Annotated in this window: 12 protein-coding genes; 6 read left to right on the top strand and 6 right to left on the bottom strand. The window is 63.4% G+C overall.

The features are described 5' to 3' along the window. Window positions 1-15: 15 nt before the first annotated feature. A complete protein-coding gene (gene mdlC / locus CSV86_RS17930) occupies window positions 16-1,605 on the bottom strand; it encodes a benzoylformate decarboxylase (RefSeq protein ID WP_009399615.1) in 1,590 nt (529 codons plus the stop codon). A gap of 140 nt (window positions 1,606-1,745) precedes the next feature. Between mdlC and CSV86_RS17925 the strand changes: the two genes are divergently transcribed. Then, window positions 1,746-2,666 (top strand): LysR family transcriptional regulator, encoded by a 921-nt coding sequence (locus CSV86_RS17925; RefSeq protein ID WP_009399614.1) that lies wholly within the window; start codon window positions 1,746-1,748, stop codon window positions 2,664-2,666. Here the strand turns inward: CSV86_RS17925 and CSV86_RS17920 are convergent. Further along, entirely contained in the window at window positions 2,663-3,616 is a 954-nt protein-coding gene (locus CSV86_RS17920) for a GGDEF domain-containing protein (RefSeq protein ID WP_009399613.1), read from the bottom strand. The two genes, CSV86_RS17925 and CSV86_RS17920, sit on opposite strands and share 4 nt — an antisense overlap. A gap of 3 nt (window positions 3,617-3,619) precedes the next feature. After that, complete coding sequence (locus CSV86_RS17915; RefSeq protein ID WP_037060347.1) at window positions 3,620-4,618, bottom strand: response regulator; 999 nt, start codon at window positions 4,616-4,618, stop codon at window positions 3,620-3,622. A 422-nt stretch (window positions 4,619-5,040) separates the two neighbouring features. On the opposite strand from CSV86_RS17915, the gene CSV86_RS17910 reads away from it, so the two are divergent. Further along, a complete protein-coding gene (locus CSV86_RS17910; protein ID WP_009399611.1) occupies window positions 5,041-5,910 on the top strand; it encodes an oxaloacetate decarboxylase in 870 nt (289 codons plus the stop codon). Between the two features lie 20 nt (window positions 5,911-5,930). Here the strand turns inward: CSV86_RS17910 and CSV86_RS17905 are convergent, their stop codons facing one another. Beyond that, the gene (locus CSV86_RS17905; protein ID WP_009399610.1) at window positions 5,931-7,274 is read right to left on the bottom strand and encodes a UDP-glucose dehydrogenase family protein; all 1,344 of its coding nucleotides are present in this window, start codon (window positions 7,272-7,274) and stop codon (window positions 5,931-5,933) included. A 191-nt stretch (window positions 7,275-7,465) separates the two neighbouring features. On the opposite strand from CSV86_RS17905, the gene CSV86_RS17900 reads away from it, so the two are divergent. Together CSV86_RS17900 and nadA are read left to right on the top strand one after the other, a co-directional pair. Continuing rightward, window positions 7,466-8,929 carry a YdgA family protein gene (locus tag CSV86_RS17900; RefSeq protein WP_009399609.1) on the top strand — a complete coding sequence of 488 codons (1,464 nt, stop codon included), beginning with the start codon at window positions 7,466-7,468 and terminating at the stop codon, window positions 8,927-8,929. A gap of 219 nt (window positions 8,930-9,148) precedes the next feature. After that, window positions 9,149-10,207 (top strand): quinolinate synthase NadA, encoded by a 1,059-nt coding sequence (gene nadA, locus CSV86_RS17895; protein ID WP_009399608.1) that lies wholly within the window; start codon window positions 9,149-9,151, stop codon window positions 10,205-10,207. Between the two features lie 125 nt (window positions 10,208-10,332). On the opposite strand, the gene CSV86_RS17890 is transcribed toward nadA, so the two are convergent. After that, entirely contained in the window at window positions 10,333-11,766 is a 1,434-nt protein-coding gene (locus tag CSV86_RS17890) for a M48 family metalloprotease (RefSeq protein WP_009399607.1), read from the bottom strand. Between the two features lie 122 nt (window positions 11,767-11,888). Between CSV86_RS17890 and CSV86_RS17885 the strand changes: the two genes are divergently transcribed. Together CSV86_RS17885 and CSV86_RS17880 are read left to right on the top strand one after the other, a co-directional pair. Beyond that, window positions 11,889-12,128, top strand: coding sequence for a sulfurtransferase TusA family protein (locus CSV86_RS17885; RefSeq protein WP_009399606.1), 240 nt, complete (start codon window positions 11,889-11,891; stop codon window positions 12,126-12,128). Between the two features lie 10 nt (window positions 12,129-12,138). Further along, on the top strand, window positions 12,139-13,209 hold the full coding sequence (locus tag CSV86_RS17880) for an AI-2E family transporter (RefSeq protein WP_009399605.1): 1,071 nt from the start codon (window positions 12,139-12,141) through the stop codon (window positions 13,207-13,209). Window positions 13,210-13,275: 66 nt separating this feature from the next. Here CSV86_RS17880 and CSV86_RS17875 read toward each other — a convergent pair whose 3' ends face one another. Beyond that, complete coding sequence (locus CSV86_RS17875) at window positions 13,276-13,749, bottom strand: peroxiredoxin (RefSeq protein WP_009399604.1); 474 nt, start codon at window positions 13,747-13,749, stop codon at window positions 13,276-13,278. Window positions 13,750-13,758 lie beyond the last annotated feature (9 nt).

Genomic DNA, 13,758 nt, shown 5'->3' with positions numbered 1-13,758 from the left:
GGCTCCAGCAGCAGTTCAGTGGGGCTCGATGGTGACGGTAGGTACCTCGATGACGGTCGGTTCGTTGGCATCCAGCGCGGCGCGCAGTGCCGCCTCGAAGCCGGCACGGGTGTCGGTGTGCACTGCCTTGACCCCGTAGCCCTCGGCGATTGCGCAGAAGTCCAGGCCCGGCACGTCCAGGCCGGGTGCGTCCTCGGCCTTGAGCACGCCAGCGAACCAGCGCAGGGCGCCATAGGTACCGTTCTTGAGGATCACGAACACCACCGGCACGCGGTACTGGGCAGCGGTCCACAAGGCGGTGATGCCGTAGTTGGCAGAGCCGTCGCCGATCAGGGCAATCACCCGTCGTTGCGGCTGGGCCAGTTGCACGCCGACCGCTGCCGGCAGGCCGAAGCCCAGGCCGCCCGCCGCAGGGAAGTAATAGCTGCCGGGGTGGCGCAGGTTCATGCGCTGCCAGAAGGCGCTGGTGGTGGACGTGGATTCCTTGACGTAGATGGCGTCTTCCGGCGCCACAGCGTCCAGCACATCGAACAGGGTTTCCGGACGCAGGTGCCGAGGCTCGTCGGCCATTGGCTGCGGTGCCGGCAGCGCTTCGGGATAGCTGCGTGCCTGCTGCGCCACACCCTCGGCCAGGGCCCGCAAGGTCGCCGCGATATCGCCGATCAGCGCATCCCCCATCGGCGCCCGCGCGGCTTCCTGCGGGTCGGAAGTGATGTGCAGCAAGCGTGCGCCGGCTGGCAGGTAGTCTCCGGGCGCGAACTGGTGATAACGGAACACCGGAGCACCGACCACCAGGATCAGGTCATGCCCGGCGAGCGTCTTGCTGATCCCGGCGATGGCCGCAGGCAGCACGCCGCGAAAACTCGGGTGACGGGTCGGGAACGGGCAACGCGACGCCGATGGCGCGATCCACACCGGCAACCGCAACTTGTCGGCCAGGGCCGCGGCGTGGGCATTGCCGAGGGTGGCGTCGACCTCGGGCCCGAGTACCAGCACGGGATTGCGTGCCTGGTCCAGCTGCTTTATCAGCGCTTGCAACTGGGCAGCGTCGGGAGTGCCGGCGACCTGCACCTGGCGCTCGAAAAGATGCTCGACACCGGGCGGGCAGGGCGCATCCCAGTCGTCGTAGGGAATCGACAGGTAGACCGGTGCTTTCGGTGTGGTATTGGCGTAATGGATAGCCTGGCTGAGCGCCCGCGGCACGTCCTGGGCGTTGGCCGGCTCATAGCTCCACTTGACCAGCGGCTTGGGCAGTTGCACGGCATCGACGTTGGCCAGCATCGCTTCGACGCCGATCATCGGGCGCACTTGCTGGCCGGCGGTGATGACCAGCGGGCTATGGGAATACCAGGAATTGGTCAGCGCGCCCATGCCGTTGCCGGTGCCTGCCGCGGCATGCAGGTTGACGAAAGCCGGCTTGCCACTTGCCAGCGCGTAGCCATCCGCCATGCCTACCACAGCCCCTTCGTGCAACCCCAGGATGTAGCGGAAGTCTTGCGGGAACGATTTGAGAAACGGCAATTCATTGGAGCCGGGATTGCCGAAGATGGTGGTCATACCGTGGCGCCGCAGCAGGGTGTAAGCGGCGGAGTGAATGGTTTGCATCGTGGGTGATTCCGCGTGTGTCGTGAGGCCTCCACTCTAAGAATCCCATCATGATCGATCAAATAAATGCTTTATCGGTGTTGTATAAACACCAGCTATAGTTGTGCCTCTTGACCAACAGCCCTTGGACAGCCGCGAACATGGCCAGCTTCGACCTCAACCTGATCACCACCTTCATCACCGTCTACGAAACACAGAGCGTGACGGTAACCGCCCAACGGCTTTTCGTTACCCAGCCGTCGGTCAGCTACGCGCTTGCGAAGCTGAGGGAGCAGTTCGATGACGTCCTGTTCGTGCGCAACCGCCAAGGCATGCAGCCGACCCGCCTGGCCACGCAGTTGTATGGCAGTTTCAAGGAAGCCTCCCGCTGCATCGACTGGGCAGTGGGCGAGGCGCGCAAGTTCGACCCCCGTCACTCGCAGCGCCAGTTTCGCCTGGCATTGTCCGACCTGGGGGAGATGGCACTGCTGCCCAGGCTGATGGAGCACCTGAGCCACCAAGCCCCGAATATCGAACTCGAAGTGGTACCGCTGGAGATCGACCAGGTCGGTATCTGGCTGAACGACGGCCACATTGACGCGGCGATCTGCAGCAGGAAGCTCACCGACAACGGGGTGGTCTCGCGGGTACTGATGAAGGAGCGCTACGTGTGCCTGCTCGATGCCGCCCATCCGCGTATCGGCGACAGCATCGACATGCAGCAGTTTCTTGCCGAGCCCCATGCCCTGGTCACCCGCACATCGGGCCATGGCATGGCCGAGGAAGCGTTGCAGCGCTTGGGCGTGGAGCGCCGGATCAAGTTGCGCTTGCCGCATTTTTCCGTACTTCCACGACTGATTCCGGGCACCGAGATGCTGGTCATCCTGCCCAGCCAGATCGCAGAAAGCTTCTGCGAAATGCCACTGCCCCGGCAGCTCAAGACACTCGAGCTGCCATTCGAGGTGCCAGCCTTCGAGGTGTCGTTGCATTGGCACTCGCGCAGCACCCAGTCCACGGCGCTCGACTGGTTTCTGCGCCAGGTACAGGTCAGTCTGGAAAGCGCAGGTGAGGCAGATGCCTAGGCGTGTACCGAGACCTGGTTGCGCCCACCCTTCTTCGACGCATACAGAGCCTGGTCGGCCCAAGCGATCAGATCGGCATGGCTGTCCGAGGGCCGGGCGAGATCGGCGACACCCAGGCTGATGGTGAAGCGGATGCTCTGCCCCTCGTGCTGGACTTCCAGTTCCTCCACGGCTGTGCGCAGGCGCTCGGCGAAGGCCGTTGCGCCGAGCTTGTCGGTGTCCGACAGCACCACCGCGAATTCCTCGCCGCCGTAGCGTCCGGCCACATCGGTGTCGCGCACGTACTGGCGGAGCAGGGCGGCGACTTGCTCGATCACCTTGTCGCCAGCCTGGTGGCCGTAGGTGTCGTTGATGCGCTTGAAGTGATCGATGTCGAACATCACCAGGCTGGTGGGGTTGCCATGCCGTTGATGGCGGGCATACGCGACCTTGAGGCTGTCTTCCCAGTGACCACGGTTGTATAGCCCGGTCAGGCGATCGGTGCTGGACAGCTTCTGCAACTGGGCATTGGCTGACTGCAGCATGTGCCGGTTGGTGGCGACGTCGGTCACGTCATAGATCACCAGGCAGAAGTGGCTGATGCTGCTGTCGGTGGAGCGCAGCGGGAACAGCGTGGTGTTCTGGTACATGAAGTCTTCCTGCCCGGTGATCGGCTGGTAGTTCTTGAACCGCACCAGATAGGGGCGTTGTTCCCATACGGTGAACGCTGCCGTGCCCAGGGTTGCGACGCTGTCGAGCTTGCGCCGGAACCACTCTTCGTTGACTTCGGGAAACAGCCTGAAGAACGACTGGCTGATGGCATCCTTGGGCGGCACCCCGGAGCGGTTCTCCATGAAGGTGTTCCAGACCTGCACGCAGTGGTCGCGATCGAGCACCACGACGCCGACATCGATGCTCTGCACGATCGCCAGCAGCCAGTGGAACTCGGTCAGATCAAGAGGTTTGTTCATGGCTCAGTTCATCAGGTACGCGAGTTTATGGGTGAGGCGTTCGATGGAGTCCTCGGTGAACAGCAGCAACAGGTCGAAGCTGATGTCATGCCCTTCGAGCCGATAGCTGATCTCCACCGCCAGCGTCTTCTTCCAGCGCCCCTGGTTGACCCGGATAAGCTCCTCGATATTGGCGTGCTGGCCGAGGATCTGCGGGTGGCACTGGGAGAACACCACATCGACCTGCTCGGCGATGCCGCTCAGGCAGGCGCCGATCAGGATGCTGGACAGGTCCAGGAGCATTTCCAGGTCGGAGGCGTGACTGCTCTGGTGCTTCATCAGGCGCGCCATATCGGCGATTTCGGCGTCATGGAACATCAGCAGCGCCTCGCCGGCGATACCGCCGCCGATGAAACCCTGGCATACGGCAGTCAGTTGCTGGCTGCGCCCGGCGTCGGCCAGGGCCATATGCAGTTCGCCGACCTCGAGGACGTTCACGTTAGGGACCGGCAACTGGACGAAGACGCCGAGCACCTTGGCGATCAGTGCTGCGGCCCGCCCCATGGCGACGTTGACGGTCTCGCGGAAGACTTCGTTGAAGCTGACAGCAGCGTGGGTCTGCGGACGATGGCTATGCGCCGCCTGGCCTGCCAGGCGCAGCAGGCCGAGGCGGTCGAGGGTTTCGCGCAACTGGTCCTGTTCGAAGGGCTTCTTCAGGAAGGCGAGGGCGCCCAGTTCCTGCACGCGGCGCAGGGCCTCCTGCTGAACGTCCCCGGAAATAACGATGACGTTGGCCTTCAAGCCTTCGTCGCGCAATGCATGCAGTACCTGGTAGCCATCCATCTCCGGCATGTTCAGGTCCAGCACCACGACCTGGCCCAGGCCCTTGCGCACAGCGTCCATGCACTGGTGGCCATTGGCGGCTTCGGTGACCGAAACCGGCCAGTCGGAAGGCAGGGCCCGCAATACCTGCTTGCGGGCAACGGTGGAGTCGTCACATACGGTTAGGGTAGTTACTGACACAAGTCACGGCTCGTTATCTGGAGTTGCGGAATGATTTCATTATGCCATAGCCATACAAATTCTATGCTTAATGACTCAGGGAATCTCTGATGTCCCAAGTGGATCCATTACGGTAATCCCTGATCGTGGATTCAGGATTGGCCTGAGTCAGTGTTGAGGGAAAAACCCATGCACAGTTCATACTCATTCGGCGCTTTTTTTATGAAACGCTGAAAAAATTCCTGTTTCGCCAGCCTCGATCCACCCAGGCCCGGCCTTGGCCGGTCGGCATCGGGGCGTCACTCGTCATCCGGTTGCCCTGCAAGCCCGGGGAGATGAAACGTTTCGTCAATTTGTCGGACAAGGACCTTTCCTGCTGTCAGAGCGACATCAAGCAGTGGTATGTTGCGGGGCAGAATGAAGTCGAAATAAGTGGATTGATCATGCCCAAAGCGTCCCACCAAGAACTGCGCCGTGCGTTTCGTAAACTCCTTGCTTCCCCCCGCTGTTACCACACCGCCTCGGTGTTCGATCCGATGTCCGCGCGTATCGCCGCCGACCTCGGTTTCGAGGTGGGTATCCTCGGGGGCTCGGTGGCGTCGCTACAGGTACTTGCAGCACCGGATTTTGCCCTGATCACCCTGAGCGAGTTCGCCGAGCAGGCCACCCGCATCGGGCGTGTCGCCCAGTTGCCGTTCATTGCCGACGCCGACCATGGCTACGGTAACGCCTTGAACGTGATGCGCACGGTGATCGAACTGGAGCGCGCCGGGGTTTCCGCACTGACCATCGAAGACACCCTGCTGCCGGCCCAGTTCGGGCGCAAATCCACCGACCTCATCAGCATCGAGGAAGGCGTCGGCAAGGTCCGTGCGGCCCTTGAAGCCCGTGTCGATCCGGAGCTGGTGATCATCGCCCGGACCAACGCCGCGGCCATCCCGACCGAGGAAGTCATCGCCCGCGCGGTGGCCTACCAGAACGCTGGCGCCGACGGTGTGTGCATGGTTGGCGTGCGCGATTTCGAGCACTTGGAAGAAATCGCCCGCCACCTCAGCGTACCGCTGATGCTGGTGACCTATGGCAACCCGCAACTGCACGACGATGCGCGCCTGGCGCAACTGGGCGTGCGCATCGCGGTCGATGGCCATGGCGCCTATTTCGCTGCGATCAAGGCTACCTACGACAGCCTTCGCGAGCAGCGCCGGATTACCAGCGCCGCCTCGGACCTGAGCGCCACCGAGCTGACTCACACCTACACCCAGCCAAATGACTACATCGTCTGGGCCCGCGAGTTCATGGACGTCAACGAGTAGGACGTTTCCTTATCCCGGGATCACCGGGGCGCCTGGCGCGCCCCGGCGTCGGGGCGACCGATGCTGTAGTACACCAGTCCTGCCTCGGCCATCTGTGCCGGTTCGTAAAGGTTGCGGCCATCGAACACCGTGGCGTCGAGCAGGCGCTGCCTGACCAGGCCGTTGTCCAGAACCCTGAAATCCTGCCATTCGGTGACTATCACCAGGGCATGGGCGCCTGACAGGGTGTCTTCCTTCCTGTCCATCAAACGCAGGTCGTCGCGTTCACCGAACAGGCGGCGGGCTTCGGCGTGGGCTTGTGGGTCGAACGCCTGGACATTGGCTCCAGCCTGCCACAGCGAGCGCAGCAGCACCTGGCTGGAGGCCTCGCGCATGTCGTCGGTGTTGGGCTTGAACGCCAGGCCCCAGACGGCGAAGGTCTTGCCTGCCAGGTCGCCGTCGTAGTGGTCGAGGATCTTTTCGAACAAGCGATGCTTCTGCCGCTGGTTGATCGCGTCAACGGCCTGGAGCAGGCGCGGCTGGTAGTCGTATTGCTCGGCGATGCGTTGCAGCGCGGAAAGGTCCTTGGGGAAGCACGAGCCGCCGAAACCGCAACCGGCATAGATGAAGTCATAGCCGATACGCGGGTCGGAGCCGATTGCCCGGCGCACCGCCTCAATGTCCGCGCCGGTGTGCTCGGCCAGGTTGGCCATCTCGTTCATGAACGAGATCCTGGTTGCCAGCATGCAGTTGGCCGCGTACTTGGCCAGCTCGGCGCTGCGTGCGTCCATGCAGATGAATTTGTCATGGTTGCGGCTGAAGGGGGCGAACAGCTCGCGCAGCAGCGCCTGGGTCGCCGGGCTGGCGCCGCCGATGAGGATGCGGTCGGGACGCATGCAGTCGAGCACCGCCGAGCCTTCCTTGAGGAATTCCGGGTTGCTCACCACGTCCACGCGCGTGGCGGTGCTGGCGTCGTGCCGGGCCAGACGGGCCTTGATCGCATCGACGGTACCGACTGGCGAAGTGGATTTGTTGACCACGATCTTATCGCCGCGGGCATGCCGGGCGATGCTGTCGGTCACGGCAAAGACCTGGCTCAGGTCGGCGCTGCCGTCGGGCAATGAAGGGGTGCCGACGGCAATGAAGATCACTGTCGCCGCGTCGATGGCCCGGGCGGCGTCGGTGGTGAAGGCCAGGCGGGCACTGGCCCGGCCGTTTTTCAGCAGCACCGGAAGGCCGGGTTCGAAAATCGGGCAGTGCCCCTCGGAAAGGCTCGCCACGCGCCGGGCATCCACATCGACGCAGCACACCGCATGGCCCACCTCGGCGAGGCAGGCGGCGAGGGTCAGGCCCACGTAACCGGTGCCGAACACTGCAACTTTCATAAGAAGCTCCCTTTTCGGTGCGATGCCGTTCGTGCCGCCGCGCAGGGCGGGTTGATGCGCTGAACATGGCAGTGTCCGATGACAGTTGTATGAGCGTGCTACGCGGGGGTGATAATCTCGCTGCCCGGCAATACGGGGCGGAACGCCCGTGCAGTCGCTCAATCAATCAGGGAAAGCAACTGGAACACTTCATGAAGAAAGCACTGTTAGTCATCGGCGGGCTGGTGGTCGCGGGAGCGGCCTGTACCTCGATCGCGTGGTACACCGGCAAGCAATTGCCCGAGGTGCTCGAGGCCTCGCTGGCGCAGACCAACCGGCAACTGGCCGCAGCCCTGAGCGGCAGTGGCAGCGGCAAGGTCGAGTTGTTGTCCCTGGACTCCGGGGCGTTCAGTAGCCAGGCGCGTTATCGCCTGACCCTCGACGGTGCCGAGGGCGAACACCTCCAGCTCGAATTCAAGGACCAACTGGAGCATGGCCCGTTTCCCTGGTCGCGGGTCAAGCGCCTGCAACTGGCGCCGGTGATGGCTGCCAGCAACTACGTACTGGAAAACACCGACGACAGCGCGCCCTGGTTTGCCGTGACCGGCGAGCAAGCACCGCTGCAAGGCAGCATGAGCGTCGGTTACGGCGGTGCGATCCGCAACGAGCTGCGCCTGGCGCCGTTCGAAGCCGTCGGCGAGGACGATACCTCCCTGTCGTTCTCCGGCCTGACCCTGGACATGGATTCGACGCTCGAAGGCGAGGGGTTGCGTCTTCGCGGTGAGCTGGGCCGTGTGGCAATGGTGACGGGTGGTGAAGCCCCGGTCAGTGTCTCGCTCAAGGGCATCGCGCTGTCCACCGACTTCACCATGAGCAGCTACGGCTATTTCGTCGGCTCGATGAACCTGGACGTGGCCGAGAGCTCGCTGTCGTTCGGCGACAATCAATCACTGCGTTTCGGCAAGTTCGAACAGCGCGATGTCTATCGCCTGGAGCAGAGCGGTCTGTCGTTGCAGCAGCAGGCCAGCCTTGCGGATATCACCTTTTCCGGGAACCCCATCGGCAGCGCACGGGTAGCCTGGCATGTCGCGCGCCTGAATCCGGAGGCGGTCGGCAACCTGGTGCAATGGTACGAGCAGAACCTGCCGCAACTGCAAAGCATGGCGTTGGGCCTGACCCCGGACACCGGCGCACTGATGCTGGATGACCCGCAGTTGCAGGCGCCGTTGCTGAAACTGCTGGCGGGCGGTCCGCGGGTCACCCTGCAGGAGCTGTCGTTCAAGACTGCCAACGGCGAAAGCCGCTTCGATCTCGATCTCGACCTGTCCGCCAAGGGCCCGGAAGGTGTCCCGCTGGAGCAGGCCTTCGCCCAGTCGGTCAAGTCGCTGCAGACCAATTTGAAGATCTCCAAACCGATGATCGGCGACCTTGCGGCCTTGCGCGCCAGGCTCGAAGGGCTGGACGCCGAGCAAGTGCGCCAGGCCTCGGCTTCCGGCGAGATGGTCGGGATGATCGCGGCGCAGAGCCAGCTGGCGGCGATCAAGGGAGATGACATTCTCGTGCAGCTGGGCTATGCCGACGGCCAGGTGGACTTCAACGGCCAGAAGATGACCGTCGATCAGTTTGCTGCGCTGGTCCAGCAGCGTACTGCCGGATTCACTGGCGCCGCACAGTAACCACGCGGGCTGGCGGGCGCTGTGTCGAGCGTCGCCCGCCCGCCTGGCAAGCTAAAAAAGCCTTTAGAATTCATCCGATTGTCTGTAGCCTTCGGCCACTCATAAAACCGAGGTCGCAGCGGACTTTGCCACCCGTGCAAAGTCGAGCTGTTACCCGATTTGTCCGTGCCCGATGATACTCTCGACTTACGCGCATCAGCGCCTGCAGGTCTTGCGAACATGACGCAGATTTCCGAACGCCTTCTGGTCCAGGCCCACCTGGATGCCAAGCAGCCCAAGCCCCTCACCCCTGAACAAGAGGCCGACTACCGTGCCGCCATCGCCGCCGAACTTAAGGCGCAGGATGCGGTGCTGGTCGCCCACTACTATTGCGACCCGGTGATCCAGGCCCTGGCTGAGGAAACCGGTGGCTGCGTGGCCGACTCCCTGGAGATGGCCCGCTTCGGCAAGAACCACCCGGCCAGTACCGTACTGGTGGCCGGCGTGCGCTTCATGGGCGAGACCGCGAAGATCCTCACCCCGGAAAAACGCGTCCTGATGCCGACCCTGGAAGCCACCTGTTCCCTCGACCTCGGTTGCCCGGTGGACGAGTTCTCGGCCTTCTGCGACCAGCATCCCGAGCGTACCGTGGTGGTCTACGCCAACACCTCGGCGGCGGTGAAAGCCCGTGCCGACTGGGTGGTGACTTCAAGTTGCGCGCTGGAGATCGTCGAAAGCCTGATGGACAACGGCGAAACCATCATCTGGGGGCCGGACCAGCACCTGGGGCGCTATATCCAGAAGCAGACCGGTGCCGACATGCTGATGTGGGATGGCGCCTGCATCGTTCACGAAGAATTCAAGTCGCGGCAGCTGGCCGATATCAAGGCGCTGTACCCGGACGCCGCGATCCTGGTGCACCCGGAATCGCCGGAGGCGGTGATCGAGCTGGCCGACGCGGTAGGCTCCACCAGCCAGCTGATTGCCGCAGCGCAGCGCATGCCGAACAAGCGTTTCGTGGTTGCTACCGACCGCGGCATCTTCTACAAGATGCAGCAGTTGTGTCCGGACAAGGAATTCATCGAGGCGCCTACGGCGGGCAACGGCGCGACCTGCCGCAGTTGTGCCCATTGCCCGTGGATGGCGATGAACACCCTGGAGCGCACCCTGCAATGCCTGCGCGAAGGCAGCAACGAGATCTTCGTCGAGCCGGCGTTGGTGCCGCAGGCGATCCGGCCGTTGCAGCGGATGCTGGATTTCACCGCGGCGGCGCGGTTGAAACTGTCGGGTAACGCTTGAACCTCGGTTGCTCCAATCGCTGCGGTGCGGCGGTCCGACAAGCCAGCTCCCACAGTGACTGCGCCGCTCGTGAGAGCACTGCTATACCTGTGGGAGCTGGCTTGCCAGCGATGAGGCCCTGAAGATCAGCGCATCATATCCTTGACCATCCGCTGCTGCTCCAGCATGTCCCGCTGCCTGGCATCGATCCGTGAGGCCAACTGGAAGTTGGTACCGGCACGCCGCTTGGCGTAGTCCAGTTGCTGGATCGCCTGGTCGAAATCCCCGGTCAACGCAAAGAACTCGGCCCGGGCCTGGTGCAGGCCGATGGTATTGCCAGACAACCCGCGGGCTTCGGCCAGGTCATACCAGACATCCGGGTCGTCGCTACGGTCCTTCACCAGGGCTTCCAGCGCCTTTTCTGCCTCGGCCGGCTTGTTCTGCTTGAGCAGCAGGTCGGCAGCCACCTGTTTCAGCGGGTAGTTGCCGGGATACAACTGGCGCATGCGATCGACCCGCTGCTGCGCGTCGGCCAGGCGATTGTTGGTTATCTCCAGGTCGATCTGGGTCAGGTTGTAGGTGATGTCGTTGGGCGCCTTGGCCAGCAGCGGCTTGAGGTTTTCCCGCGCCTCGTTGAGCTGGCCACCCTTGATCTGCGCCAGGGCCAGGCCGTAGCGCGCTGCGTCCAGCTTGGGGTTTTCGTCCAGTTGCGCGCGGAAGCGCTTGGCTGCCAGGCCCGGCGTGCCTTCATAGAACAATTGCACCCGGGCGCGCATCAATTGGTAGCGCGCACTGTCCTCGATACCGCCCGGTGGCGCCTGTTCCGCGCGGTTGCGGGTGTCGGCGATACGGTTTTCGGTAACCGGGTGGGTCAGGAGGAATTCCGGCGGCTTGGCGTCGAAGCGGTATTGGCGCATCAGGCGCTCGAACATGGTCGGCATGTTGCGCGGGTCGTAACCGGCTTTCTCCAGGTTGAGGATGCCGATGCGGTCGGCTTCCTGTTCATTCTGCCGGGAGAAGCGCCGTTGTTCCTGGATGGCTGCGGCCTGGGTGCCGGCGATCGCGGCGATACCGGCGTCGCCGGCACCGGACGCCGCGACCACAATGCCGGCGAGCAAGGCCGCCATCATCGGCAACTGCATGCGCTGCTGGGCCTCGACGCCACGAGCGAAGTGGCGCTGCGACAAGTGTGCAAGTTCGTGGGCCAGGACCGAGGCGTATTCACCTTCGGTCTGGGCATTGAGGAACAGGCCGCCGTTGACCCCGACGATTCCGCCAGGGGCGGCGAAGGCGTTGAGTTCCGGGCTGTTGATCAGAATGAATTCGAGGCGGCGGTCCTGCAGCTGGCTGGTTTCGGCAAGCTTGTAGACGCTGGTTTCGACATAATCCTTGAGCTGTGGGTCGGACAACTGGCTGACGTTGCCGCGCAGCAGGCTCAGCCAGGCGCGGCCTAGCTGATGTTCCTGTTGCGGCGAGACGATGGCCGAGCTGGCGTCGCCGAGTGACGGCAGGTCGTCGGCGTGGCTCGGAAGCGCCAGCAGGCAGGCCAGTGTCAGCAGGGTAGGGCGCAGAAAAGTCATGCACGGAGCTCTGGTCGACAAAAAGCCTTACTGTAGCCGCCCGGCACGGTTGCGACCAGTGGCGCAATTCTGCGAGGCTTGCCGGCTCGCCCGGCCCGTTCCGATTCTTCTGGAGTGCTGCAATGACCGCTATTCCCAATCCCGATGCCGAACTGGACGCCAGCGGCCTGAACTGTCCGTTGCCGTTGCTCAAGGCCAAGATGGAACTCAATCGCCTGGCTTCGGGCGCAGTGCTCAAGGTCATCGCCACCGATGGCGGCTCGCAGCGCGACTTCCGCACTTTCGCCAGGCTTGCCGGTCATACCCTGCTTCACGAAACCGCCGAAGGCGGGACCTACACCTACTGGCTGAAAAAGGCCTGAGTCCTTTCCGATGTTCAAAGTGCTTCGCAGCTGGCTGCACCGTTACTTCTCCGATGAGGAAGCGGTGGTGCTGGCGGTTCTGCTGTTTCTCGGTTTCACCGCGGTCCTGACCCTGGGCGGCATGCTCGCGCCGGTGCTGGCGGGGATGGTCCTGGCGTTTCTGATGCAGGGGCTGGTCAATGCGCTGGAGCGTTTCAAGGTGCCGAGCAAGGTCGCGGTCGGCCTGGTCTTCACCCTGTTCATGGGCGCGCTGGCGGTGTTCCTGCTGGTGCTGGTGCCGTTGCTCTGGCACCAGTTGATCACCCTGTTCAACGAACTGCCGGGCATGCTCGGCAAATGGCAGTCGCTGCTGCTGTTGCTGCCGGAGCGCTATCCGCATCTGGTGTCCGACGACCAGGTGCTGCAGGCCATCGAGGCCATGCGCGGCGAAATCGGCAAGTTCGGCCAGTGGGCACTGACCTTCTCCTTGTCCAGCCTGCCGCTGCTGGTCAACGTCATGATCTACCTGGTGCTGGTGCCGATCCTGGTGTTCTTCTTCCTCAAGGACCGCGAGACCATCGCCCGCTGGGTCGTCAGCTACCTGCCGCGCGAGCGCGCACTGATGACCCGGGTCGCCGAGGAAATGAACCGGCAGATCGCCAACTACATCCGCGGCAAGGGCATCGAGATCCTGATCTGCGGCGTGGCCACCTACATTGCCTTCGTTGCCCTGGGTCTGAATTACGCGGCCCTGCTGGCGCTGCTGGTGGGGTTGTCGGTGGTGGTGCCCTATGTCGGCGCGGTGGTGGTCACCGTGCCGGTGACCCTGATCGCGCTGTTCCAGTGGGGCTGGGGTGACCAGTTCATCTACCTGATGGCGGTGTACGCGATCATCCAGGCGCTGGATGGCAACGTGCTGGTGCCGCTGCTGTTCTCCGAGGCGGTGAGCCTGCACCCGGTGGCGATCATCTGCGCGGTGCTGTTGTTCGGCGGGCTGTGGGGCTTCTGGGGAATCTTCTTCGCCATTCCGCTGGCGACGCTGTTCAAGGCCGTGCTGGATGCCTGGCCGAGGCGGGAACCGGCGGTGGCGCCGCTGCTATGAAGTGAACAGCGCGAAATGAACAGCGTGAAATGAAAACAGGGCATGTCGATCATGCCCCGTTTCTGTTCAAGCCTTGTTGAGCTCTTCGGCCGCGGCAAGTACCTCGGCCACATGGCCCGGCACCTTGACGCCGCGCCATTCCTTGCGCAGCACGCCGTCCTTGTCGATCAGGAAGGTGCTGCGGTCGACGCCCAGGTATTCCTTGCCGTACAGCTTCTTCAGCTTGATCACGTCGAACAGCTGGCAAAGGCTTTCGTCCTTGTCGCTGATCAGCTCGAAGGGGAAGGCCTGCTTGGCCTTGAAGTTCTCATGGGACTTCAGGCCATCGCGGGACACGCCGAACACCTCGGTGCCGGCGGCCTGGAAGGCGGCGTGCTGGTCGCGGAAATCCTGGCCTTCGGTGGTGCAGCCCGGAGTGCTGTCCTTCGGATAGAAGTACAGCACGACCTGGCGGCCCTTGAGATCGGCGAGGCTGACCTGCTGGCCGCTGGTGGCCTGGACCTGGAAGTCGGCAACGGGTTTATCGAGTTCGACGGCCATGAGGCGGCT

The sequence above is a fragment of the Pseudomonas bharatica CSV86 genome (genome assembly GCF_000319305.2).
Classification (GTDB): Bacteria; Pseudomonadota; Gammaproteobacteria; order Pseudomonadales; family Pseudomonadaceae; genus Aquipseudomonas; species Aquipseudomonas bharatica.
The sequence above is the reverse complement of the archived record's forward strand: the minus strand, read 5'-3'. Positions and strand labels throughout refer to the sequence as shown.

What these genes read in the sequence shown, in the direction of transcription:
- mdlC (WP_009399615.1), bottom strand. Translation starts at nt 1,605, where the DNA reads ATGCAAACCATTCACTCCGCCGCTTACACCCTGCTGCGGCGCCACGGT.
- CSV86_RS17925 (WP_009399614.1), top strand. Translation starts at nt 1,746, where the DNA reads ATGGCCAGCTTCGACCTCAACCTGATCACCACCTTCATCACCGTCTAC.
- CSV86_RS17920 (WP_009399613.1), bottom strand. Translation starts at nt 3,616, where the DNA reads ATGAACAAACCTCTTGATCTGACCGAGTTCCACTGGCTGCTGGCGATC.
- CSV86_RS17910 (WP_009399611.1), top strand. Translation starts at nt 5,041, where the DNA reads ATGCCCAAAGCGTCCCACCAAGAACTGCGCCGTGCGTTTCGTAAACTC.
- CSV86_RS17905 (WP_009399610.1), bottom strand. Translation starts at nt 7,274, where the DNA reads ATGAAAGTTGCAGTGTTCGGCACCGGTTACGTGGGCCTGACCCTCGCC.
- CSV86_RS17900 (WP_009399609.1), top strand. Translation starts at nt 7,466, where the DNA reads ATGAAGAAAGCACTGTTAGTCATCGGCGGGCTGGTGGTCGCGGGAGCG.
- nadA (WP_009399608.1), top strand. Translation starts at nt 9,149, where the DNA reads ATGACGCAGATTTCCGAACGCCTTCTGGTCCAGGCCCACCTGGATGCC.
- CSV86_RS17890 (WP_009399607.1), bottom strand. Translation starts at nt 11,766, where the DNA reads ATGACTTTTCTGCGCCCTACCCTGCTGACACTGGCCTGCCTGCTGGCG.
- CSV86_RS17885 (WP_009399606.1), top strand. Translation starts at nt 11,889, where the DNA reads ATGACCGCTATTCCCAATCCCGATGCCGAACTGGACGCCAGCGGCCTG.
- CSV86_RS17880 (WP_009399605.1), top strand. Translation starts at nt 12,139, where the DNA reads ATGTTCAAAGTGCTTCGCAGCTGGCTGCACCGTTACTTCTCCGATGAG.
- CSV86_RS17875 (WP_009399604.1), bottom strand. Translation starts at nt 13,749, where the DNA reads ATGGCCGTCGAACTCGATAAACCCGTTGCCGACTTCCAGGTCCAGGCC.